The sequence below is a fragment of the Bradyrhizobium sp. CCBAU 53415 genome (assembly GCF_028128735.1).
Classification (GTDB): domain Bacteria; phylum Pseudomonadota; class Alphaproteobacteria; order Rhizobiales; family Xanthobacteraceae; genus Bradyrhizobium.
Genome location: NZ_LBJF01000001.1, coordinates 545,261 through 565,551, shown reverse-complemented (window position 1 = coordinate 565,551; position 20,291 = coordinate 545,261). Strand labels below are relative to the sequence as shown.

The following is a 20,291-nucleotide window of genomic DNA, read 5'->3' as shown; positions in this document are numbered from 1 at the left end:
CGAGCTGTTCGCCCGCACCATGCCGGTGAAGCGAGCGACGTTGAACCACGAAGGATTTTTGGGCCGCAGAGCCAGAGACGACCGATATGAACGACCGCAACATTCCAATCACCGAAGACGAGCTGCACGCCTATGTCGACGGCGAGCTGCCGGCGGAACGCCGCGCCGACGTAGAGGCCTGGCTTGCCGCCCATCCCGACGAGGGCGAGCGCGTGCAGTCCTGGCGCGCCATGGCCGAGATGCTGCACGCGCGCTACGACGCCGTCGCCCATGAGCCGGTGCCGGCCCGGCTGGAGCTCGAGCGGCTGGAACGCCGCCCGCGGCAATGGCTCTATGGCGCCGTCGCGGCCACGTTGGTTGCTTTCGTCGCCGGCGGCACGGCTGGCTGGGTCGCGCATGGTGCCGCCAACGCGCCATCCACGTTCCAGAGTTTTACGGCGGACGCGCTCGATGCCCACCGCCTCTATGTCGTCGAGGTCCGCCATCCCGTCGAGGTCGGCGGCAATGAGCGTGACCATCTCCAGGCCTGGCTGACCCGGCGCTGCGGCTGGACGGTGTTCGCGCCGAACCTGGAGGCAAGCGGGCTGAAGCTCGTCGGCGGCCGGCTCCTGCCGGGGCCGAATGGTCCCGCGTCGTTCCTGATGTATGAGGGCGCCTCGGGTGAGCGCTACACGATCTACACCGCCAAGACCGAGAATGGTGCGACCCAGATGCGCTACGCCAAGACGGACAAGGATGGAGCGCTGTTCTGGGCCGAACGCGGCGTCGGCTACGTCGTCAGCGGCGGCGGTGATCGCGAGCGGCTGACGAGGGTGGCGCAGGCCGTGTACGACCAGGTGGAGAAGAGCGGCACCTGAGCAACCGCATAAGCGCGGTGCCCAGATTCCGTCATTGAAAATTTGGAATCAGGACATCGACGCGTCTCATTATCGCACCGGATGATCACAAAAAAATGAGCTGCGTTCGATCCGCCGATCGACGCGGGCGGCCTCGATTGGGGCTTTTGGTACCGCGCTGGTCCCCCTCTCGAGGCCGCACCTCTCTATCGGCTGCCCCGCCGGACAGCCGGGACGTCATAAACGTCAGCGTCGAAGCGCAATGCGCGCTTCAGGCGCAAGCTGAGCATCATCCTTTCGGGATGGGAATGCTCCGACCGTCGAGGGCGGCCTCGGATAGCGCCCTCTTGTTTGCGCACGATCTTTCCGGAAAACCGCTGTGCACTTTTCCGGATCGTGCTAGCCGAGCCCGCTGCGTGGATTGTAGGGGTGCAGGTCCCGCCACTTTTCCATCAATGCTTCAAGCTCGGCGTCGTTCCCGTCCGGTAGCATAATCCTGATGGTGACGAAGAGATCCCCGGTTCCGCCAGCTTTCGGCAAGCCCTTCCCCTTGAGGCGGAAAGTCCGGCCACTGGAGGTGTTTTTCGGGACCGAAAGCTCCACGGCATTGCCGAGGGTCGGCACGCGGACCTTGCCGCCGAGCACCGCCTCATAGAGCGTCACCGGCAGGTCGATCCTGAGGTCGGCACCCTCGACCTTGAAGAACGGGTGCGGCGCGATGTTGATGGTGATCAGGAGATCGCCGGGTGGATGGCCCTGCGCGCTCTCGCCCTGCCCCCGTAGGCGAATCTGCTGGCCTTCGGCGACGCCGGCCGGAATCTTGACGTTGAGCTCCTTGCCGGTTGGCAACCGGACGCGCTTCTCGCCACCCTTGACCGACTCCTCCAGCGAGACGGACATGGCGACGTTGACGTCGAGATCGAGCCCGATGCCGCCGGTATCGAACTCGAACTGGGCACCGCCGCCGGCCCCGGGCCGCGCGCCGCGCATTCCGCCGCCGAACATGCTGTTGAGGATGTCCTCGAACGCGCCGCCGCCCGGGCCTCCAGCTGCACCGCCGCTCCGGAACGTATAGCTTTCGAACCCACCGGGACCCGCGCGGCCGCGCGGCCCCCCGCCGCCCGGAAAACCCTGGAAGCGCGGCTTGCCTTCGGCATCGATCTCGCCACGGTCGAACTGCTTGCGCTTGTCCTCGTCGCCGAGAATCTCGTTGGCCGAGTTGATCTCGGCGAAACGCTCGGCCGACTTGGGGTCACCCTTGTTGCTGTCCGGATGGTGCTTCTTGGCCAGCTTGCGATAGGCGCTCTTGATCGCGGCAGCGCTGGCGCTCCGCGGCACCCCCAAGACCTCATAGGGGTCGCGCATTCGTCACGTCTCCTTCAAGAAATCGAATTGTTCAAAGGGCTCCCCGCCCCACCTGCGCATCATGTGGGAAGAGAGTGGCATTTTTGCAACTAGGATCGCGGCGTTGAACCTAGCTCCGCCACGGCTTTAGCGTATGAATCTCCCAACGGCCACGGCTGCTTTGACAGCCGGCGCCCTGGAGCCAGCTTTCGGTGCTGCCGTTGACGTAGCTCGCCAGGAAATCGCGGCATTTGCGTCCGTCCTCGGCCGCATAGGACTGGGCGATCGGCGTCACCGAGCCGCGCGCCCCGGTCTCCGGATTCTCCCAGTGCTGGCTGGAATCCTTGTCGCCCTTGCTCAGGACGTCGGAGGCCGCGTTGCGGGTGAAGGCGAGATCGGTCTCGGTCGGGGGAGCATCCTTCGCCGGCCGCGCGATCGAGCCGGTGAGGTCGCTGTCGTCGGCCTTGGCGTAGGCGCTGCTGTCGCTGCGGGAAAAGCTGCACCCCCCGGCGCCAACCCCGATCAGAATCATCGTCATGACAAAGCCGGACGGTCGGATCGCCGATAGGCCAACGCGTCCCCATGCCCTATATAGGGCGGTAGCGGACAACAGCGCGTTTTGGGCCGCGGGACGCAACTCGGACTCCAGACATGACCGACACGACCTCAATGAAACACCAGACACCCTTAACATCCGGTGATTTCACCGCCGCCGACGAGCCTCTTGCGCTGTTCGAAACCTGGCTGAACGAGGCGATCAAGAGCGAGCCGAACGATCCGAACGCCATGGCGCTCGCAACCGTCGGCCCTGACGGGCTGCCCGATGTGCGCATGGTGCTGATGAAGGGCTTCGATACCGAGGGTTTCGTCTTCTACAGCCACATCGCGAGCCAAAAGGGCCGCGAACTCGCTGCAAACCCCAAGGCAGCGTTACTTTTTCACTGGAAATCGCTGCGCCGTCAGGTCCGCATTCGCGGCAGCGTGACGCCGGTGACCGACGCCGAGGCCGACGCCTATTTCGCCACCCGGCCCAAGCAGGCCCAGATCGGCGCCTGGGCGAGCAAGCAGTCGCAAGAGCTGGAGAGTCGCTTCGCCTTCGAGCAGGCCATCGCCAAGGTTGCGGCCAGATACGTCATCGGCGAAGTGCCCCGGCCGCCGGGCTGGAGCGGCTGGCGCATCACACCTTCGCGCATCGAGTTCTGGCACGACCGCCCCTTCCGCCTGCACGACCGCATCGAATTTCGCCGTGACGCGGCCAGCCAACCGTGGTCCAAGACGCGGATGTATCCGTAAGATTGGGCCGACCTGAAAGATGTTCATGCCGCATTCGTCCAATGCGCCGCGCCGCACGCTGCTCCTGACCGGAGCCAGCCGCGGCATCGGCCACGCCACCGTGATCCGCTTTTCCTCCGCGGGATGGCGCGTCATCACCTGCTCGCGGCATCCCTTCCCGGAGGACTGCCCGTGGGACGCGGGGCCCGAGGACCACATCCAGGTCGACCTCGGCGCCCCCCAGGACACCGCGCGCGCGATCTCCGAGATCCGCAACCGGCTGGAGGGCGGCACGCTGCATGCGCTGGTCAACAACGCCGCGATCTCGCCGAAGGGCCCGGGCGGCTCGCGGCTCGGCTCGGTCGACACCGACCTCGACACCTGGACGCATGTCTTCCATGTCAACTTCTTCGCGCCGATCATGATCGCGCGCGGACTGATCGAGGAATTGAAGGCGGCCAAGGGCTCGGTGGTGAATGTCACCTCGATCGCGGGCTCGCGCGTGCACCCCTTCGCGGGCGCCGCCTATGCCACCTCGAAGGCCGCGCTCGCCGCGCTGACGCGCGAGATGGCCTCCGATTTCGGCCGCGTCGGGGTGCGCGTCAACGCGATCGCGCCGGGCGAGATCGACACCTCGATCCTGTCGCCGGGGACCGAGAAGATCGTCGAGCAGCAGATCCCGATGCACCGCCTCGGCACACCCGACGAAGTGGCAAAGATCATCTACGTGCTGTGCACGGACACCAGTTCTTACGTCAACGGCGCCGAAATCCACATCAACGGCGGCCAGCACGTCTAGGCAGGGCGCGAAAGCATGGGCCGGTTCGCAAGCACCGCCTCACTCTACGAGCATTTGCGGCCGCCTTATCCGCGCGAATTCTTCCGCAGCGTCGCGCAAAAACTCGGTCTCACCAAACAGAGCAGCCTGATCGATCTCGGTACCGGACCCGCGCTGCTGGCGCTCGGCTTCGGCCCCTATGTCGGCCGTGTCGTCGGAGTCGATCCGGAGCCTGCGATGCTCGACGCAGCGCGGCTTGCCGCTTCGCGCGCGGGTCGACATGTCACGCTGATTGAAGGCAAGGCAGAGACGCTTCCATCCGACATCGGCACCTTCGACATCGTCACGATCGGCCGGGCGTTGCATTGGATGGATCGCGATGCGACGCTTGCGCAACTCGACCAACTGGTCGCACACGGGGGCGCGATCGCGATCTGCGCTTCGTTCTCGGCTACCGACGGCCGCAACCCCTGGCTCGATGGTTACAACGAAATTCGCCGCCGCTGGTCGCCGGCGCAACTCTGGGAGGAGGCAGGCCGGGGCACGCGGACCCATCGCGACCTTTCCGCATTCTTCCGCGGCAGCCCGTTGCGGCTCACCGAGCTTGTCACGGTCGAGACCGGCCATCTGGTCGGCCTGCACGATTTGGCGGAGCGCACGCTTACTTATTCGTCGTCGTCACGGGATGCACTGGGCGAGAATGTCGAGGCGATGCTGAGCGACATCGGAAAACATCTCGTCCCGTTCAGCCGCGACGGCGCGATCGCAGAGACCATCGTCTCGACGGCGCAGATCGTGAAGCGCTAGCAGATTTGCCGAAGAGTGGAAGCAAGGCGATCCAGACAACGCCGCCGCAAGGCCCGGATCGCCCTTACCTTCCGTTGCTCAATCGAGACGAATCCGACGTGACCTCTCGCGCGGCCGCGGAGCGGCCGTGCTGTATGCGGTCGAGCAGTCGTCGTCGTTCTCGCCGTCGAGCAGCGGAGCACCACAGTGCCGGCACATGCGTGCCGACATCGACGGCGCCTTGCCGCTCGTCATCGCCTGGCGATAGTTCGCCAGATCGATGACGTTGCGGGGCGACGTTATGTGTTTCTCAACCATGGCTGTTCCTCGCGGCTACGCACTGCTTATCGCAGACAAATTTCGCGCAAACGTTCAGCCCACCGCTCAAATTTTACCGGAGGAATTGCGGCGCGGTGCGGACACCACCGCGTCGCCTCAATCCCGATCTATTCTGCGACACGTCCTGCCGTGTCTCTGCGAGCGGCGTAAGGTCTCGGTAGGTATCTTCGCTCGAGCATGGCCCCTACAGCCACTTCTTCCACTTGAATATCCAGTACGGGACGATGGCGGCGGCCAGCATCATCACCAGCGCCATCGGATAGCCGTGCACCCATTCGAGTTCCGGCATGACCTTGAAGTTCATGCCGTAGACCGAAGCGATCAGTGTCGGCGGCATCAGGACGACGGCCATCACCGAGAACAGCTTGATGATGTTGTTCTGCTCGAGATTGACGACGCCGAGCATGGCATCGAGCACGAAGGTGATCTTGTTGGAGAGATAGGAGGCGTGGTCGGTCAGCGAGGCGACGTCGCGCTGCATGGTCTTGAGCTGCTCGCGCATGTCCTTCGACCCACGCCCTCCACAAGTACGGAGGCATGGCCACCAAGCTTTGTTCCCCTCTTGCGGGAAGATATCGTTGCTCGGTATGATTGAATGAAACAATGAATCAACCTCCGCCCACGAACGTGAATTTTAGGGAAGGCAGATGCCGGACGAGGCATATCAAGTTGCACGGCGCAGAATCATAAACAATGCGAAACGGCGAAAACAAGAAAGCCTCGATCTCAGTGGGAAAGGATTGAAGGCTCTTCCTGCCGAAATCGGACAATTGACTAGTTTGAAGAAGCTCGACTTGAGCGGAAATCAGCTTACAACGCTACCTTCGGAGATAAATCTACTAACCAATCTCGAAGACCTCAACTTAAGCGACAACGCAATAACGAGCCTCCCGGACGGGTTTTGGCAACTGCCGATGCTTATCGCTCTCCGGCTCAACGGCAACGGTCTCGGCGGTTTGGCCTGCAAGACCTGTTGGCCGTATTCCCAATTGTTCGGGAGATCGAGGCGGAACGACTTGCCCTAGCTATTCAGAGCGACCTCGGGACTCTCGAAACAATCCAGGCAAACACTTCGTCAGTCAAAGAAATTGCTGCGGCCTCGGAGATTGTGACAGATGCAGCGGCGAATGCGTTAAGGGAAGATGACGATCAAATCCACAACGCCCGCAACGTAGCCGTTCAAGCTCGACTGATAGCAGATCAACTTCTAATTCTCCGAAATTTTGCAGGCGGGGCGGCGCTTTTTGCAAGGCGCGCGTTGGGACCGAGCGCCAAGCAAGTTGGGATAGAACTCGGCGAACTTGGCATGAAGAGCTGGGAAGAGATTAAGGATAATCTCCCCGCCGGAGTGGGGATTGCCTCAAGGGCGCTACCAGTAGTCGCACTCATTGGTTTATTAGCAGCGATATCCCCTCCAGTTGCCGGTATAGCTGGTGCGGCGGCAGCTTTTCGGCCTCTATCCAGGGCGCTAAAGCAGATTCTCGGGTCAGCGAACTCATCAACACGGGAGAGGGCTCCCGCAGATGCAAAGGCCAAATCTGCCAAGAAAGGGCGAGGTAGAAAGTAGCCGCAGCAATACTTTGCTCTACAGCCACTTCTTCCACTTGAATATCCAGTACGGGACGATGGCGGCGGCCAGCATCATCACCAGCGCCATCGGATAGCCGTGCACCCATTCGAGTTCCGGCATGACCTTGAAGTTCATGCCGTAGACCGAAGCGATCAGTGTCGGCGGCATCAGGACGACGGCCATCACCGAGAACAGCTTGATGATGTTGTTCTGCTCGAGATTGACGACGCCGAGCATGGCATCGAGCACGAAGGTGATCTTGTTGGAGAGATAGGAGGCGTGGTCGGTCAGCGAGGCGACGTCGCGCTGCATGGTCTTGAGCTGCTCGCGCATGTCCTTCGACCATTTCACGCCCTCGACCACCGCCGACAGAAACGTCACGACGCGACCGATCGACACCAGGCTCTCGCGAACCTTCGAGGTCAAGTCGCCTTTGCGGCCGATCGAGATCAGGATCTGGGAATACCTCTTTGCGTGTCCGTGGCGCTCGCTCTCAGGCTCGAAGATGTCGTGGCTGACCTGATCGATGTCGGTGCCGCAACGCTCCAGAATATCGGCGCAGCGGTCGATCACCGCGTCCAGCAGTTCCATCAGCACCATCTCGCCGGTGACGGACGGCGTGCAGGAGCGGGCGAGCTTGGCTTCGACCAGGGCGAACGGCTTCGGCTGGTCGTAGCGCACCGTCACCAGGCGGTGGTCGCCGAGGATGAAGGTCACCGCCGTGGTTCGGGGCATGTCGGTATCGGAGTGGCACATCAGCGTCGCGGTCATGTAGCGCGCGCCGTTCTCGATATAGAGGCGGCTGGAGATCTCGATCTCCTGCATGTCTTCCCGGGTCGGAATGGCGATGCCCGCGAGCCGCTCCACCGCCTTGTCCTCGGCCGCGCTCGGATTGACGAGGTCGATCCAGACGGCGTTTTCCGGCACGGCCGCAAGATCCTCGATGACAGCCTTCTTGAGCGCGGACTCGGAGGGAACAAACACGGAAAACATGAACAGCTCCAAGGGTCCTGCGACAGAATGACAGCCTTTAGCGCGATTCTGACAGGTTCACGATGACAACAACATTAACTGAGCGTTTGCATGTGCGGCGCCCGCCGGGGTTCAACTGTGGCGCGGAATCGACAATCCGGCCCGTCCTGCCAAAAAAACCTCACAAAGCCGCAAAATTTGCGGCAGAAAAGCCACAGCTGGGCTCTTGCAGCGCGGGAAAAGGGCTTCAGCGCTGGAATTGTGGCAGATTTCAACGATAATGGGACTAACGGAGTCGAGGAACTTGGGCGCTCGAGCTCAGGCCCTTCCGCACGGTATTGTTTTGATTGGAACCAAACCATGTCGTCGCTGAAAGTTAAGTTTGGGATTTTGGCCGCTGGCCTGATGTTGTCGGGCTGTATGCAGGCCACGCATTTCGAGGCGACCGACACCAAGGCATTCAAGCCGAAGGACAAGGAACTGCTTGCCAAGGTCCGGTACGAGAACACCCCGGTTGCCGAGCCGTTCCGCCGTGCCATCGTCGAATACCACCGCAAGGAATCGCCGGGCTCGATCGTGGTCGATTCCGACAACCACTACCTCTACTACGTCCTGGATGGCGGCAAGGCGATCCGCTACGGCATCACCGTCGGCGAAGAGGCCATGGCCTGGTCGGGCATCGCCAAGGTCGGCAGCATGACCGAGTGGCCGGCCTGGCACCCCACCCCCGGTGAGATTTCGCGCCTGGGCGTGCCGACCTATGTCGCGCCCGGTCCGGACAATCCGATGGGCTCCCGCGCGATGTACCTCTATTCGGGCGGCAAGGACACGCTGTTCCGTATCCACGGCACCAACCAGCCGGAATATATCGGCGCCTCGATCTCGTCGGGCTGCATCCGTCTGACCAACGAGGACGCGATCGACCTCTATAACCGGGTCAAGGTCGGCACCATCGTCGTGGTGCTCGAGCCCAAGCACGGCGACTCCCCGTACAACTCGCGACTGGCGCTCGGCAACAGCCAAACCGGCCAGGCGGGCAGCTACTGATCGCCTCTTGATCCCTGACAGCCAAAGGCGCCGGTCTCACCGGCGCTTTTTTGTTGCCGGCTTGTGCCGCTGGCGTTTGTCGCCATCGGACGCCGGTTTGTCGGCGGGCGGAGGGGATTTCTCCACCGCCTCCTCGCCAGCTCCTTCCTTTGCCTCTCCCTCCGTCGCCTCGGGCCTGGCCGCGACCTCGCGTGGCGGCGCCTCCTCGGGGCGCTCGGCCGGCAGCAGCGGGGCGACCTGCGGCAGAGGATCCCAGACATTCCACTGGCAGATCCGATAGCCGTTGCGCCGCTGCGCCAGGTCGAGATGGATGTGGTCCTCGTGGTACCAGTCCGACCCCGGACCGAGCACGGTGGAAAAGCGCGCGCAGACGGAGTGCAGCACGCGCTCGCGCAGGTCGCGCGACAGGGTGCGGTCGGTAAGGCCGATCGACTGCCCATTGGCGAGCTTGACGGCGCGGATGTCGATGGCATTGGCCTTGCCGTGCTCGGACAGCATCGCGCCAGCAACGCGGTTGCGGCCGCGGCACTCGAAGGAATCGAAATTGTCGAGGTCGCTGATGGGCGAGCCGAGGCTGGTGGCAAGCGGCACCATGTCCTTGCGCAGCCAATCGGCGATCGCCGACGCCATGGTGCAGCGCAGGACCGCCGCCGGCTTGACCGTCACCTTGCGCTTGTCCGGCAGCACGACGGCTTCCAGCCGCACCAGATCCTCGCCGCCGCAGGCGCCGGGGCCGCGGATGTCGGGAATTGAGGGCGCGATCGCAATGTCCTCGGTCAATGCGAGGCGGCAGGCTGAGGCCTGTTTCTGAGGCGGCGACGCGGCCTCGGCAGGCTTGTCGGCGCCCGGCTGGTCGGGAGACGGCTGTCCCTCTGCCTCCGGCGGGGCGTCGTTCGATGCTTTCGGGGCCTCTTCGGGGCGGGGTCTCGGTAACGGGATCTTGGCGGAATGAACCGTCGCACGCGGTCGTGGTGCGGTCATGCCAAAGATGTCCAGCGGCAAGGCAAGTTTTCGCGCCTCTGCCCTCTCGGCGGGCACCAGCAACAGCCCGAGCACGGCGGTAACCATTGCCGCGCCAGCGGACATATAGCCGCGACAAGACCATTTGCGGCGAAAGTCCGGCAGGCTAATAGTCATGACAATTCTTTGGCCCAACGCTGAGAGCGACAACGCGCCCAGCGACTTCTCGGAGGGACGTCGGAATGCTTGGTTTGATGCAAGATTGGCCCCTGCTCTGCCACCGGATCATCGAACACGCCGCCAGGATTCATGGCAAGCAGGAGGTGGTCACACGCTCGGTCGAGGGACCGATCCATCGCACCAACTACGCCGAGATCCACAAGCGCGCGCTCAAGGTCTCGCAGATGCTGGAACGCGACGGCATCAAGCTCGGCGACCGTGTCGCAACGATCGCCTGGAACACCTGGCGCCATCTCGAGGTCTGGTACGGCATCATGGGCATTGGTGCCATCTGCCATACCGTCAATCCCCGCCTGTTCCCGGAGCAGATCGCCTGGATCATCAATCATGCGCAGGACCGCATCGTGATGACCGACATCACCTTCGTTCCGATCCTGGAGAAGATCGCCGACAAGCTGCCAAGCGTGGAGCGCTACATCGTGCTCACCGACAAGGCGCACATGCCTGAGACCACGCTGAAGAACGTGGTCGCCTACGAGGACTGGATTGCCGAGGCCGACGGCAAATTCAAATGGAAGGAGTTTGACGAGAACACGGCAGCCGCGATGTGCTACACCTCCGGCACGACCGGAGATCCCAAGGGTGTGCTGTATTCGCATCGCTCCAACGTGCTGCACGCGCTGATGGCCAACAATGTCGACGCGCTCGGCACGAGTGCGTCCGAGACAATGCTGCCGGTGGTTCCGCTGTTCCATGCCAACAGCTGGGGCATCGCCTTTTCCGCGCCCTCGCAGGGCACCAAGCTGGTCATGCCCGGCGCCAAGCTCGACGGCGCCTCGGTCTATGAGCTGCTCTCGACCGAGAAAGTGACGCACACCGCCGGCGTGCCGACCGTGTGGCTGATGCTGCTCCAGCACATGGCCGCCAACAATCTCAAGCTGCCGCACCTGAAGATGGTGATCTGCGGCGGCTCGGCGATGCCGCGCTCGATGATCAAGGCCTTCCTCGACATGGGCTCGAACGTCCGTCACGCCTGGGGCATGACCGAGATGAGCCCGATCGGCAGCGTCGCGGCGCTGAAGCCTCCGTTCCAGAATGCCACCGGAGACGCGCTACTCGACGTGCTCCAGATGCAGGGTTATGCGCCCTTCGCCGTGCAGATGAAGATCACCGACGATGCCGGCAAGGAGCTGCCCTGGGACGGCAAGACGTTCGGCCGCCTCAAGGTCTCCGGCCCCGCGGTCGCCAAGGCCTATTACCGCGTCGACACCAACATCCTCGACGAGGAAGGCTTCTTCGACACCGGCGACGTCTCGACGATCGACGAGGACGGCTACATGCGGATCACCGACCGCTCCAAGGACGTGATCAAGTCCGGCGGCGAGTGGATCTCCTCGATCGACCTCGAAAATCTCGCGGTCGGCCACCCGGCCGTGGCGGAGGCCGCCGTGATCGGCGTGTTCCACCCCAAATGGGACGAGCGGCCGCTTCTGATCGTGCAGCTCAAGCAGGGCCAGCAGGCCACGCGCGAGGACATCCTGAAGTTCATGGACGGCAAGATCGCCAAATGGTGGATGCCCGACGACGTCGCCTTCGTCGAAGGTATTCCGCATACGGCCACCGGCAAGATCCTGAAGACGGCGCTGCGCGACCAATTCAAGGACTATCGCTTCCCGAACGCGGCGGCGTAGGCAGCCACAACTGACACCGTCATTCCGGGGCGCCCGAAGGGCGAACCCGGAATCTCGAGATTCCGGGTCTGGTCCTTCGGACCATCCCGGAATGACGGGGAAGCAACCCGCTCTCCCTTGAATTTGCCCTCGGGCCGTGGTCTCAACGGCGCATCGTCGCGCCAATCGGCCGGCGCCGCCCTCAACATCCGGTAGAACTCACCCGATGGCCCGCAGGTTTTCCGCTCCCTATCAGTCGGAGCCCGTGTCCGGCCTCGCGAGCTGGGCGCGCAATCTGGCCGTGTTCGCAGTGATGGCGGTGGTGGTGTCCATCATCGTCGTCCGCTTCGATTTCCTCGAGCCGAAGCCGGCGCTCGCGACTTTCTTCGGCGGACTCGCGATCGCCGGTCTCTCGATCCTGTTCGGGCTCGCGGGTTTTGCCGCGATCTGGCAGAACGGCTCGCGCGGCATGGCGCGCATCCTGCTCGCCTTCCTGATCGACGGGGCGATCCTCGCCTATCCCGCCTATCTCGGCCTGCAGTATCGCAAGCTGCCGTCGATCTACGACATCACCACCGACCCGATCGATCCGCCGCGCTTCGACGCACTGGCGCGGCTGCGCACCGGCGAGGGCACCAACACCGCGGTCTATGCCGGCCTCTACTCGGCGGAGCAGCAGCGCCATTTCTATCCCGAAATCGAGCCGGTCGAGCTCGAGATTTCCGTCGACCGCGCCTATGCGATCGCGCTCCAGCTCGTGCACAAGCGCAAATGGATCGTCATCGACGAGCGCGCGCCGCAGCCGCCGCGCCGCATCGGCCGCATCGAGGCGGTGGCGCGCACGCCGATCATGGGTTTTCGCGAGGACGTTTCGATAAGGGTCGTGCCGGATGGCGATGATTCCCGGGTCGATATGCGCTCGGCTTCGCGCAATTTCGACAGCGATCTCGGCAGCAACGCCGCGCGCATCAAGAAATTCATCGACGATCTCAACACCGCCGCCGATGCCGACGCGCTCAAGCCGGTGAAAAAGACCCCGGTCGCGCCGCCCAAGGCGCCGGCGAAGACGGTGAAGAAGTGAAAATGGCGAATAGAGAGTAGCGAATGGCGAATGGAAGACACTCCATTCGCTACTCGCCATTCACTATTCGCTCTCAAGCCATTCGATACGTCCCGCCGATCACGGGATCACCATCCGTCGCCACCACCCCGCGCGCGACCAGATCTTCCAGATGAGCGAGCACGGAGTAGCCGGCGGCCGTCGTCAGCCGCGGATCGATACCGATATAGATCGCGCGGACCATGGTCGGGATGTCGGTCTCGCCCTTGGCGAGGCGGTGCAGGATCGAGGCCTCACGCGCCTTGCGGTGACGGATCAGGAAGCGCACGAAGCGCCGGCCCTCGGGGATCTCGGGGCCGTGGCCCGAGAAATAGAGATCCTCCTCGCGTGCCGCGAGCCGGTCCAGCGAGTCCATGTAGTCGATCATCGAGCCGTCGGGCGGCGCCACGATCGAGGTCGACCAGCCCATTACGTGGTCTCCGACGAAGCTGAACCTTCGCTCGGGCCAGGCGAATGCCAGATGATTGGCGGTGTGGCCGGGCGTCGCCACCGCCTCCAGCCGCCAGCCGTCACCTTCTACGACGTCGCCGTGTGCGAGGTTGACGTCTGGCGCAAAATCGCGATCGGCGCCGGATTCCGGATTGTGCTTCTCGCTCTCGAAACGGGGGCGCGAGGCGCGATGCGGGCCTTCGGCATACACCGGCGCACCCGTCGCCCGCTTGATCCGCGCGGTGTTCGGCGAATGGTCGCGGTGGGTGTGGGTGACGAAGATATGGCTCACCGTCTCGCCGCGCACGGCATCGAGCAGCGCAGCCGCATGCGCCTCGTCGTCCGGACCGGGATCGATGATCGCGACATTGCCCTTGCCGACGATGTAGCTGACCGTGCCGGTGAAGGTGAACGGGCTCGGATTGTTGCAGAGCACGCGCCGCACGCCGGGGCGGACCTCCTCGACGAGGCCGGGCTTCAGCGGAAAGTTGCGGTTGAACGGGACGTCGTCATTGTCGGACATGGCTTGCTCATACCTTGCTGACTTCGTCATGCCCGGCCTTGTGCCGGGCATCCACGTTCTCCTCTCCGCCCAGAACGTGGATGGCCGGGACATCTAGCGCGAAGACGCGCTTCGCGCTTTGCCCGGCCATGACGCAATTGGAGAGTTCTCGCATCGCCACGCCGAAGAGCGCAGACTCAGAAAAACGCCTGAATGCCCGTGATCGCGCGGCCCAGGATCAGGGCGTGGACGTCGTGGGTGCCCTCGTAGGTGTTGACCGTCTCGAGGTTATGGACGTGGCGCATCACGTGATACTCGATCGAGATGCCGTTGCCGCCATGCATGTCGCGGGCGGTGCGGGCGATGTCGAGAGCCTTGCCGCAATTGTTGCGCTTCATGATCGAGATCATCTCGGGCGCGAACTTGCCCTCGTCCATCAGGCGGCCGACGCGAAGCGAGCCCTGCAGACCCAGCGCGATCTCGGTCTCCATGTCGGCGAGCTTCTTCTGCACCAGCTGGGTCGCGGCGAGCGGCTTGCCGAACTGCTTGCGGTCGAGCGTGTACTGGCGGGCGCGATGCATGCAGTCCTCGGCGGCCCCTAACGCACCCCAGGAGATGCCGTAACGGGCGCGGTTGAGGCAGCCGAACGGGCCCTTCAGGCCGGAGACGTTGGGCAGCAGCGCGTCTTCCGGAACCACGACGCCGTCCATCACGACTTCGCCGGTGATCGAGGCGCGCAAGGACAGCTTGCCGCCGATCTTCGGTGCGGAGAGGCCCTTCATGCCCTTCTCCAGCACGAAGCCGCGGATCTGGTTGTCATGCGCGGCCGACTTGGCCCAGACCACGAACACGTCGGCGATCGGCGCGTTCGAGATCCACATCTTGCTGCCGGTAAGGCGATAGCCGTCCGAGACCTTCTCCGCGCGGGTCTTCATGCCGGCCGGATCGGAGCCGGCGTCGGGCTCCGTCAGGCCGAAGCAGCCGACCCACTCGCCGCTGGCGAGCTTCGGCAGGTACTTCTTGCGCTGGTTCTCGTCGCCATAGGCGTAGATCGGATACATCACCAGCGACGACTGCACCGAGTTCATCGAGCGATAGCCGGAATCGACCCGCTCGATCTCGCGCGCGACGAGACCATAGGCGACGTAGCTCGCATTCGCGCAGCCGTACTCTTCCGGCAGCGTGATGCCGATCAGGCCGAGCTCGCCCATCTCATTGAAGATCTCGCGGTCGGTCTTCTCTTCGAGATAGGCATTGGAGACGCGCGGCAGCAGCTTGTCCTGGGCGTAGGCGCGGGCGGTGTCGCGCACCATGCGCTCGTCTTCGGTCAGTTGCTCGTCGAGCAGGAACGGATCGTCCCACTGGAAAGAAGCCGCAGCCGGCTTGTCCTTGGCCTGAGGGCGCACGCTCATGAAACGTCCTTTCGCGTCTGGTTCCGTCAATAATTGCCCGACAAATTAAAGCGCCGCGGCAACAAGTGCAATTGCATCCTGGTTTCGTCATTCCTGGGCGATGCGACGGGACCCGCGTAAAGCGCGGCCCGGAGCATCGAACCCGGAATCTCTTCGCGCGACAACAGCTGGATTCCGGGTCTGGTGCCTTCGGCGCCATCCCGGAATGACACTGCGCGTCAACTCTCGAGCTGCTCGTTGGCGACGATCTCGATGCCGAAGCCCGACAGACCCTTGTAGTCGTGCACCGAGGAGGTGAGATGCCGGATCGAGGTGACGCCGAGGTCGCGCAGGATCTGCGCGCCGACGCCAACCTCGCGCCATTGGCGGTTGCGGTCGGCCTCCGTCGACGACTCGTCCGGCAGCGGCGCCACGGGCACACCGGCCGCGCCATCGCGCAGGTAAACCAGCACGCCACGGCCCGATTTCCTGAAATGCTCGAGCACGGCCGCCATGCGCTTGTGGCCGGTGAAGGTGTCCTTGACGATGTTCGGCTTGTGGAAGCGCGTCAGCACGTTCTTGCCGTCGCCGACGCCGTTGTAGACGAAAGCGACATGAGCAATGGAATCGAACGGCGAGCGGTAGGCATAGCCCTGCAGGGGACCGATCGGGCTTTCGGTGACGAAGGTCGAGACCCGCTCGATCAGTTTTTCGCGCGCCTGGCGGTAAGCGATCATATCCGCGATGGTGACGTGCTTGAGCTTGTGCCGGGCGGCGAAGCGGGCGACCTGCTCGCCCTTCATCACGCTGCCGTCGTCATTCATCAGCTCGCTGATGACGCCGACCGGCGGCAGGCCGGAGAGCTTGCAGAGGTCGACGGCGGCCTCGGTGTGGCCCGAGCGCAGGAGCACGCCGCCGTCCTTGGCGATCAGCGGGAAGATGTGGCCGGGCCGGGCGAAGTCGTTGGCGCCGACATTGGGATTGGCGAGCGCGCGGCAGCACGAGGCGCGCTCCTCGGCGGAGATGCCGGTCCCGCCATCGGGCTTGTAATCGATCGAGACCGTGAACGCAGTGGTGTGCGCGGAATCGTTGTGGGCGACCATCGGATCGAGCCGCAGGCGGCGGGCGTCCTCGGTGGTCACGGGCGCGCAGACGATGCCGGAGGTATGGCGGATGATGAAAGCCATCTTCTCGGCGGTGCAAAGCGAGGCGGCGACAATCAGATCGCCCTCGCCCTCACGGTCCTCGTCGTCGGTGACGACCACGAGCTCACCCTGGGCAAAGGCCTGCAAGACTTCCTGAACGCTATCGGGCATGTCCCAATCTCTATCGGTTATGCCGGGTGGCTTAGCCGGACTTCGGCCGCGGCGCTAGTGCCCTGGACGCAAGCGCATATTCCGGGCTACGCGCCATCGGAGCCAAGCTTGCACCGAAGATACCAGGGATATAGGTGCAGACGGCCGGGCAGGAAGGCCGGCCGCCCTCAGGGCAACACTTCGCGGCGCTCGCCGAGCCGCTGATCGAGCTCGGCGCGCTTGTCGGCCAGAAGCCCGGCCTGGGCCGCCTCGATCACCGTGAACAGCTCATGGGCATCACTGACCCGGGTCACGGTGACGTAGCTGGCGCCGGCCTCATAGAGGGCGCCGACGTCGGCCAAGAGGTCGGCCGTGGCGACGATCAGGGCGGTCGGATTGAGCGCGCGGACATGGCGGACCAGCTTCTCGTTGGTGGCGCCCTTCAGCAGCGAATCCGGCACGCTGAGGATGATCATCTCGGATTTGCCGATGCCGGCATGGAGCAGCGTATCGACATTGCTGATGTCGCCATAGATCACGTGCAGGCCGCGTGAAAGCAGGGTCTGGTACACATTGGGGTTGAAATCGACCACGGTGATCTGCTCGAGCAGCACCGGCGTCTGCCGTTCGATCTCGGCTAGAAGCGCGCTCGCCGCACGGAAAAAGCCGAGGATGACGATGCGGCGGGCTTCGCCATGGCCGCCCTCGTGCCCCTCCTCGGCATGACCGTTGCCATGGTCGAGGTCGCGCAGGCCGATCCGCTTCAAGGGGCCGATCGCCCAGCGGGTGATCTCGTCGCTGCGGGTCATCACGAAGGTCGAGAGCACCGCCAGCACCACGAAGGCGAAGGAGGCGGCATTCGCTGTCTCCGCGGCGATATGATGTTCGGCGACACCGGTCTGGATCACAACCAGCGAGAACTCGGAGATCTGCGCGAGGTTGAGGGCCGGCAACAGGCTGGCGCGCAAGCCCTGCTTCATCATGTAGAGCGGGGTGAAGGTGGTGACGAGGCGGCTCACCACCGTGAACGCCGCGATCATCAAGGCAAGGCCAATCACCGAGAGGCCGGGCACGGGGATGGTCATGCCGAGCGCGACGAAGAACAGCGTGATGAAGAAGTCGCGAAGCGTGGTGACCTTGGCGGTGACGTCGAGCGCGTAAGGGAAGGTCGAGAGCGAGACGCCGGCAATCAGCGCGCCCATTTCGCGCGACAGCGAGAGCCGCTCGGCGGTCTCGGCGACAAGGAAGCACCAGGCCAGCGCGCCGAGCAGGATCAACTCGGGCCGCCGGGCAATCTGATGGAACAGGCGCGGCAACACGTAGCGGCTGACGAGAAGCGCGGCCGCGACCAGTACGGCGACGCGGCCGATCGAGAGCAGGATGACGCTGGCTTGCAGGTTGGCAAGGCTCGGCTGCACGGCCAGGAACAGGATCGCGAAGATGTCCTGGAGCACCAGCACGCCGAGGGTGATGCGGCCCGGCAGCGTGTCGAGCTCGCGCTTCTCATAGAGCACCTTGACGATGATGACGGTGCTCGACAGCGCGCAGGCGACGGAGAGATAGATCGCATCGAAATGCCCGCCGCCGAGCGACAGACCGATGCCGACGAAAAACAGGACGCCGAGCAGGCAGCCGCCGAGCAGCTGACCGCCCGCCGCGAACAGGATCACCTTGCCCGCCCGCACGATCTTCTTGAGGTCGATCTCGAGCCCGATCATGAAGAGCATGAAGATCAGGCCGAGTTCGGAGATGACGCGGATCGATTCCTCCGACTTGACCCAACCGGCGCCGAATGGACCTATGCAAAAGCCGGCGATAAGGTAGGCCAGGATCAGCGGTTGCCGGGAGAAATGGGCGAGCAGGCCCAGCATCCACGCAAACAGAATACAGAGAGTGATGTCTCGAATGAGCTCGTGCATGCCAAATTGGTCCGTTTTGCCGCACCCTAGAGGCGGGTTGCGGTGCGGCAAGCGAGCAATTCGTCACATGCGGAGAGGGCTCGTCGCAGCCATGCTGCTGGGTCCCCTCGCCTTTGCCGATTCGCTCACCGCGCAATCCAAGGTCAATATCGAACAAAACTTTGCCGATTCGCTCACCGTGCTGCCGAAGGAGGATCTCGCCGTTTCCGGCGGGTTCTACGTGCCCGCCTATTCCAGCGTCGCGATGAGCCAGGGCAAGCTGCGCGTCGACTTCTCGGTGACCTTGAGCGTGCACAACGCCTCCGAGACCCAGCCGCTGGTCGTCAAACGCATCGCCTATTTCGACACCGCAGGCAAGCAGGTTGAGAGCTATCTGAAGGCGCCGCTCGCGTTGAAGCCGCTCGCCACCGTCTCGATCTTCGTTCCGACCGATGACGTGCGCGGCGGGACGGGGGCCAACTTCCTGGTCGACTGGGCCGCCACGGGCGAGATCGCCGAGCCGGTGGTCGAGGCCCTCATGGTTGGCGGCATCGCCAACGCGCATTACGCTTTCATCAGCCAGGGCCGTCCGACCAGGACGGCCGGCAGGAAGTAAGGCGGCCGGTGTCAAGCTGCCGCTCAACAAGAACAAAACGAGGAACGCTCCCATGACGCCCAGCTTCGATTTCGCGCCCCTGTTTCCCGCAGGGTTGCCGGCCCCTTCTGCGCGCTGGACGGGTCTTGCCAGATACAGCTTCGTCGGCGGCAACAACGATCCCGAGCAACTGCCGCTCGACGGCCTGATCGAGGCGACCAACCTCGTCCTGCAACGCGAGGGCCGTTCGCTTGCCACTTACGGGCTGGCGCATGGTCCCCAGGGCTACCTGCCGTTGCGCGAATTCCTGGTGACGAAACTCAAGCGCGATGCCGGCATCAGCTGCACGGTGGACGATCTGCTGATCGTCTCGGGCTCGCTCCAGGCGCTTGATCTCGTCAACGCCACGCTGCTGGCGCGGGGCGACACCGTGATTTTCGAGCAGGAGAGCTACCAGGGCTCGTTGAACCGCCTGGCGCGGCTCGGCGTCAACGTCGTCGGCATTCCCCTCGACAAGGAGGGCATGCGCATGGACGTGCTGGCGACGACGCTGGCCGACCTGAAGAGCCGCGGCATTCGCCCGAAATACATCTACACTATTCCGACCGTGCAGAACCCGACCGGCAGCATCATGCCGGAGACCCGGCGCGCCGAGCTGCTGCGGCTGTCGGCCGAATACGGCGTGCCCATCTTCGAGGACGATTGCTATGCCGACCTCGTCTGGTCGGGACAGCGGCCGCCGGCCATCTACGCCATGAGCCGGAACGGCGGCGTGATCCACATCGGATCGTTCTCGAAGTCGATCGCGCCGGCGCTGCGCGTCGGCTTCATCGCGGCGCCCTGGGAGGTGATGTCGCGAATGCTGGCGTTGAAGACCGATGCGGGCTCCGGCGCGCTCGAGCAGATGGTGCTCGCCACCTATTGCAAGCCGCATTTTTCGACCCATGTGCCGGCCCTGACGAAGGCGCTGCGCACCAAGCTCGACACGCTGATGGAGGCGCTGAACGAGCAGTTCGGGACCGCAGCCGAATTCGAGGAACCCAAGGGGGGCATCTTCCTCTGGGTGAAGCTGCCCGACCAGGTCGATACGCTGCGACTGTATCAGGCCGCGCTCGCCGCCGGCGTCTCGATCAACCCGGGACCGGAATGGTCGACCGACAAGGCCCACACCGTCTCGCGGCTGCGGCTGTGCTTTGCAAGCCCCACGCATCAGCAGATCCGCGAGGGCGTCGCCGTGCTGGCCGAGGTCTGCCGCAAGGAATTCGGGGCGCCGGCCCGCAGCGCCAATGTGGAGAGGCGGGCCTGAT

General features: G+C 64.0%; 20 protein-coding genes and 1 pseudogene. 11 read left to right on the top strand and 10 right to left on the bottom strand.

The genetic code is table 11. The features are described from left to right. The first annotated feature begins 86 nt into the window (after positions 1-86). Positions 87-857, top strand: a complete 771-nt coding sequence (locus XH87_RS02605) for an anti-sigma factor family protein (RefSeq protein ID WP_158669225.1) — start codon at positions 87-89, stop codon at positions 855-857. A 378-nt stretch (positions 858-1,235) separates the two neighbouring features. Here XH87_RS02605 and XH87_RS02600 read toward each other — a convergent pair whose 3' ends face one another. Both XH87_RS02600 and XH87_RS02595 read right to left on the bottom strand, forming a co-directional pair. After that, entirely contained in the window at positions 1,236-2,201 is a 966-nt protein-coding gene (locus XH87_RS02600; protein ID WP_035710964.1) for a DnaJ C-terminal domain-containing protein, read from the bottom strand. 109 nt (positions 2,202-2,310) lie between these two features. Beyond that, entirely contained in the window at positions 2,311-2,718 is a 408-nt protein-coding gene (locus XH87_RS02595) for an RT0821/Lpp0805 family surface protein (RefSeq protein WP_035710962.1), read from the bottom strand. A gap of 113 nt (positions 2,719-2,831) precedes the next feature. On the opposite strand from XH87_RS02595, the gene pdxH reads away from it, so the two are divergent. The 3 genes from pdxH to XH87_RS02580 are packed head-to-tail and all read left to right on the top strand — an operon-like array spanning position 2,832 to position 5,037. Continuing rightward, entirely contained in the window at positions 2,832-3,473 is a 642-nt protein-coding gene (gene pdxH, locus XH87_RS02590) for a pyridoxamine 5'-phosphate oxidase (RefSeq protein ID WP_035710959.1), read from the top strand. Between the two features lie 25 nt (positions 3,474-3,498). Further along, positions 3,499-4,251, top strand: coding sequence for an SDR family NAD(P)-dependent oxidoreductase (locus tag XH87_RS02585; protein ID WP_271586053.1), 753 nt, complete (start codon positions 3,499-3,501; stop codon positions 4,249-4,251). A gap of 15 nt (positions 4,252-4,266) precedes the next feature. Next, entirely contained in the window at positions 4,267-5,037 is a 771-nt protein-coding gene (locus XH87_RS02580) for a class I SAM-dependent methyltransferase (RefSeq protein WP_271586052.1), read from the top strand. Positions 5,038-5,115: 78 nt separating this feature from the next. On the opposite strand, the gene XH87_RS02575 is transcribed toward XH87_RS02580, so the two are convergent. Beyond that, positions 5,116-5,334 (bottom strand): hypothetical protein, encoded by a 219-nt coding sequence (locus XH87_RS02575; RefSeq protein ID WP_158669221.1) that lies wholly within the window; start codon positions 5,332-5,334, stop codon positions 5,116-5,118. A gap of 205 nt (positions 5,335-5,539) precedes the next feature. Then, positions 5,540-5,878: pseudogene (locus tag XH87_RS02570) on the bottom strand (CorA family divalent cation transporter); the annotation flags it as partial. A 124-nt stretch (positions 5,879-6,002) separates the two neighbouring features. Here XH87_RS02570 and XH87_RS36705 point away from each other — a divergent pair. After that, on the top strand, positions 6,003-6,380 hold the full coding sequence (locus XH87_RS36705) for a leucine-rich repeat domain-containing protein (protein ID WP_442868233.1): 378 nt from the start codon (positions 6,003-6,005) through the stop codon (positions 6,378-6,380). After that, positions 6,329-6,922 (top strand): hypothetical protein, encoded by a 594-nt coding sequence (locus XH87_RS02565; protein ID WP_271586051.1) that lies wholly within the window; start codon positions 6,329-6,331, stop codon positions 6,920-6,922. The genes XH87_RS36705 and XH87_RS02565 overlap by 52 nt, the downstream gene beginning before the upstream one ends. 18 nt (positions 6,923-6,940) lie before the next feature. On the opposite strand, the gene XH87_RS02560 is transcribed toward XH87_RS02565, so the two are convergent. Next, positions 6,941-7,918: a magnesium transporter CorA family protein gene (locus XH87_RS02560; RefSeq protein ID WP_271586050.1), complete on the bottom strand. Its 978-nt coding sequence runs from the start codon at positions 7,916-7,918 to the stop codon at positions 6,941-6,943. Between the two features lie 339 nt (positions 7,919-8,257). Between XH87_RS02560 and XH87_RS02555 the strand changes: the two genes are divergently transcribed. Continuing rightward, positions 8,258-8,944, top strand: coding sequence for a L,D-transpeptidase (locus XH87_RS02555; RefSeq protein ID WP_035710954.1), 687 nt, complete (start codon positions 8,258-8,260; stop codon positions 8,942-8,944). 36 nt (positions 8,945-8,980) lie between these two features. On the opposite strand, the gene XH87_RS02550 is transcribed toward XH87_RS02555, so the two are convergent. After that, the gene (locus XH87_RS02550) at positions 8,981-10,081 is read right to left on the bottom strand and encodes an extensin family protein (protein WP_271586049.1); all 1,101 of its coding nucleotides are present in this window, start codon (positions 10,079-10,081) and stop codon (positions 8,981-8,983) included. A 65-nt stretch (positions 10,082-10,146) separates the two neighbouring features. Between XH87_RS02550 and XH87_RS02545 the strand changes: the two genes are divergently transcribed. Beyond that, a complete protein-coding gene (locus XH87_RS02545; protein WP_035710950.1) occupies positions 10,147-11,775 on the top strand; it encodes a fatty-acid--CoA ligase in 1,629 nt (542 codons plus the stop codon). Positions 11,776-11,980: 205 nt separating this feature from the next. Continuing rightward, positions 11,981-12,835: a DUF1499 domain-containing protein gene (locus XH87_RS02540; RefSeq protein WP_158669218.1), complete on the top strand. Its 855-nt coding sequence runs from the start codon at positions 11,981-11,983 to the stop codon at positions 12,833-12,835. A gap of 73 nt (positions 12,836-12,908) precedes the next feature. Here XH87_RS02540 and XH87_RS02535 read toward each other — a convergent pair whose 3' ends face one another. The 4 genes from XH87_RS02535 to XH87_RS02520 form a co-directional block, all read right to left on the bottom strand. After that, entirely contained in the window at positions 12,909-13,826 is a 918-nt protein-coding gene (locus tag XH87_RS02535; RefSeq protein ID WP_271586048.1) for an MBL fold metallo-hydrolase, read from the bottom strand. Between the two features lie 176 nt (positions 13,827-14,002). Then, positions 14,003-15,217 carry an acyl-CoA dehydrogenase gene (locus XH87_RS02530; RefSeq protein WP_035710941.1) on the bottom strand — a complete coding sequence of 405 codons (1,215 nt, stop codon included), beginning with the start codon at positions 15,215-15,217 and terminating at the stop codon, positions 14,003-14,005. A 218-nt stretch (positions 15,218-15,435) separates the two neighbouring features. After that, the gene (ribB, locus tag XH87_RS02525; protein ID WP_271586047.1) at positions 15,436-16,512 is read right to left on the bottom strand and encodes a 3,4-dihydroxy-2-butanone-4-phosphate synthase; all 1,077 of its coding nucleotides are present in this window, start codon (positions 16,510-16,512) and stop codon (positions 15,436-15,438) included. Between the two features lie 167 nt (positions 16,513-16,679). Continuing rightward, positions 16,680-18,410 carry a cation:proton antiporter gene (locus XH87_RS02520; RefSeq protein WP_271586046.1) on the bottom strand — a complete coding sequence of 577 codons (1,731 nt, stop codon included), beginning with the start codon at positions 18,408-18,410 and terminating at the stop codon, positions 16,680-16,682. Positions 18,411-18,477: 67 nt separating this feature from the next. Here XH87_RS02520 and XH87_RS02515 point away from each other — a divergent pair, with 67 nt between their 5' ends. Together XH87_RS02515 and XH87_RS02510 are read left to right on the top strand one after the other, a co-directional pair. Then, positions 18,478-19,005: a DUF3124 domain-containing protein gene (locus XH87_RS02515; RefSeq protein WP_199763011.1), complete on the top strand. Its 528-nt coding sequence runs from the start codon at positions 18,478-18,480 to the stop codon at positions 19,003-19,005. A gap of 52 nt (positions 19,006-19,057) precedes the next feature. Next, positions 19,058-20,290: an aminotransferase-like domain-containing protein gene (locus XH87_RS02510; protein ID WP_271586045.1), complete on the top strand. Its 1,233-nt coding sequence runs from the start codon at positions 19,058-19,060 to the stop codon at positions 20,288-20,290. Position 20,291 lies beyond the last annotated feature (1 nt).

Bases quoted from the DNA above. Each gene is read 5' to 3' on its own strand.
- XH87_RS02605 (WP_158669225.1), top strand. From the start codon at position 87: ATGAACGACCGCAACATTCCAATCACCGAAGACGAGCTGCACGCCTAT.
- XH87_RS02600 (WP_035710964.1), bottom strand. From the start codon at position 2,201: ATGCGCGACCCCTATGAGGTCTTGGGGGTGCCGCGGAGCGCCAGCGCT.
- XH87_RS02595 (WP_035710962.1), bottom strand. From the start codon at position 2,718: ATGACGATGATTCTGATCGGGGTTGGCGCCGGGGGGTGCAGCTTTTCC.
- pdxH (WP_035710959.1), top strand. From the start codon at position 2,832: ATGACCGACACGACCTCAATGAAACACCAGACACCCTTAACATCCGGT.
- XH87_RS02585 (WP_271586053.1), top strand. From the start codon at position 3,499: ATGCCGCATTCGTCCAATGCGCCGCGCCGCACGCTGCTCCTGACCGGA.
- XH87_RS02580 (WP_271586052.1), top strand. From the start codon at position 4,267: ATGGGCCGGTTCGCAAGCACCGCCTCACTCTACGAGCATTTGCGGCCG.
- XH87_RS02575 (WP_158669221.1), bottom strand. From the start codon at position 5,334: ATGGTTGAGAAACACATAACGTCGCCCCGCAACGTCATCGATCTGGCG.
- XH87_RS36705 (WP_442868233.1), top strand. From the start codon at position 6,003: ATGCCGGACGAGGCATATCAAGTTGCACGGCGCAGAATCATAAACAAT.
- XH87_RS02560 (WP_271586050.1), bottom strand. From the start codon at position 7,918: ATGTTTTCCGTGTTTGTTCCCTCCGAGTCCGCGCTCAAGAAGGCTGTC.
- XH87_RS02555 (WP_035710954.1), top strand. From the start codon at position 8,258: ATGTCGTCGCTGAAAGTTAAGTTTGGGATTTTGGCCGCTGGCCTGATG.
- XH87_RS02550 (WP_271586049.1), bottom strand. From the start codon at position 10,081: ATGACTATTAGCCTGCCGGACTTTCGCCGCAAATGGTCTTGTCGCGGC.
- XH87_RS02545 (WP_035710950.1), top strand. From the start codon at position 10,147: ATGCTTGGTTTGATGCAAGATTGGCCCCTGCTCTGCCACCGGATCATC.
- XH87_RS02540 (WP_158669218.1), top strand. From the start codon at position 11,981: ATGGCCCGCAGGTTTTCCGCTCCCTATCAGTCGGAGCCCGTGTCCGGC.
- XH87_RS02535 (WP_271586048.1), bottom strand. From the start codon at position 13,826: ATGTCCGACAATGACGACGTCCCGTTCAACCGCAACTTTCCGCTGAAG.
- XH87_RS02530 (WP_035710941.1), bottom strand. From the start codon at position 15,217: ATGAGCGTGCGCCCTCAGGCCAAGGACAAGCCGGCTGCGGCTTCTTTC.
- ribB (WP_271586047.1), bottom strand. From the start codon at position 16,512: ATGCCCGATAGCGTTCAGGAAGTCTTGCAGGCCTTTGCCCAGGGTGAG.
- XH87_RS02520 (WP_271586046.1), bottom strand. From the start codon at position 18,410: ATGCACGAGCTCATTCGAGACATCACTCTCTGTATTCTGTTTGCGTGG.
- XH87_RS02515 (WP_199763011.1), top strand. From the start codon at position 18,478: ATGCGGAGAGGGCTCGTCGCAGCCATGCTGCTGGGTCCCCTCGCCTTT.
- XH87_RS02510 (WP_271586045.1), top strand. From the start codon at position 19,058: ATGACGCCCAGCTTCGATTTCGCGCCCCTGTTTCCCGCAGGGTTGCCG.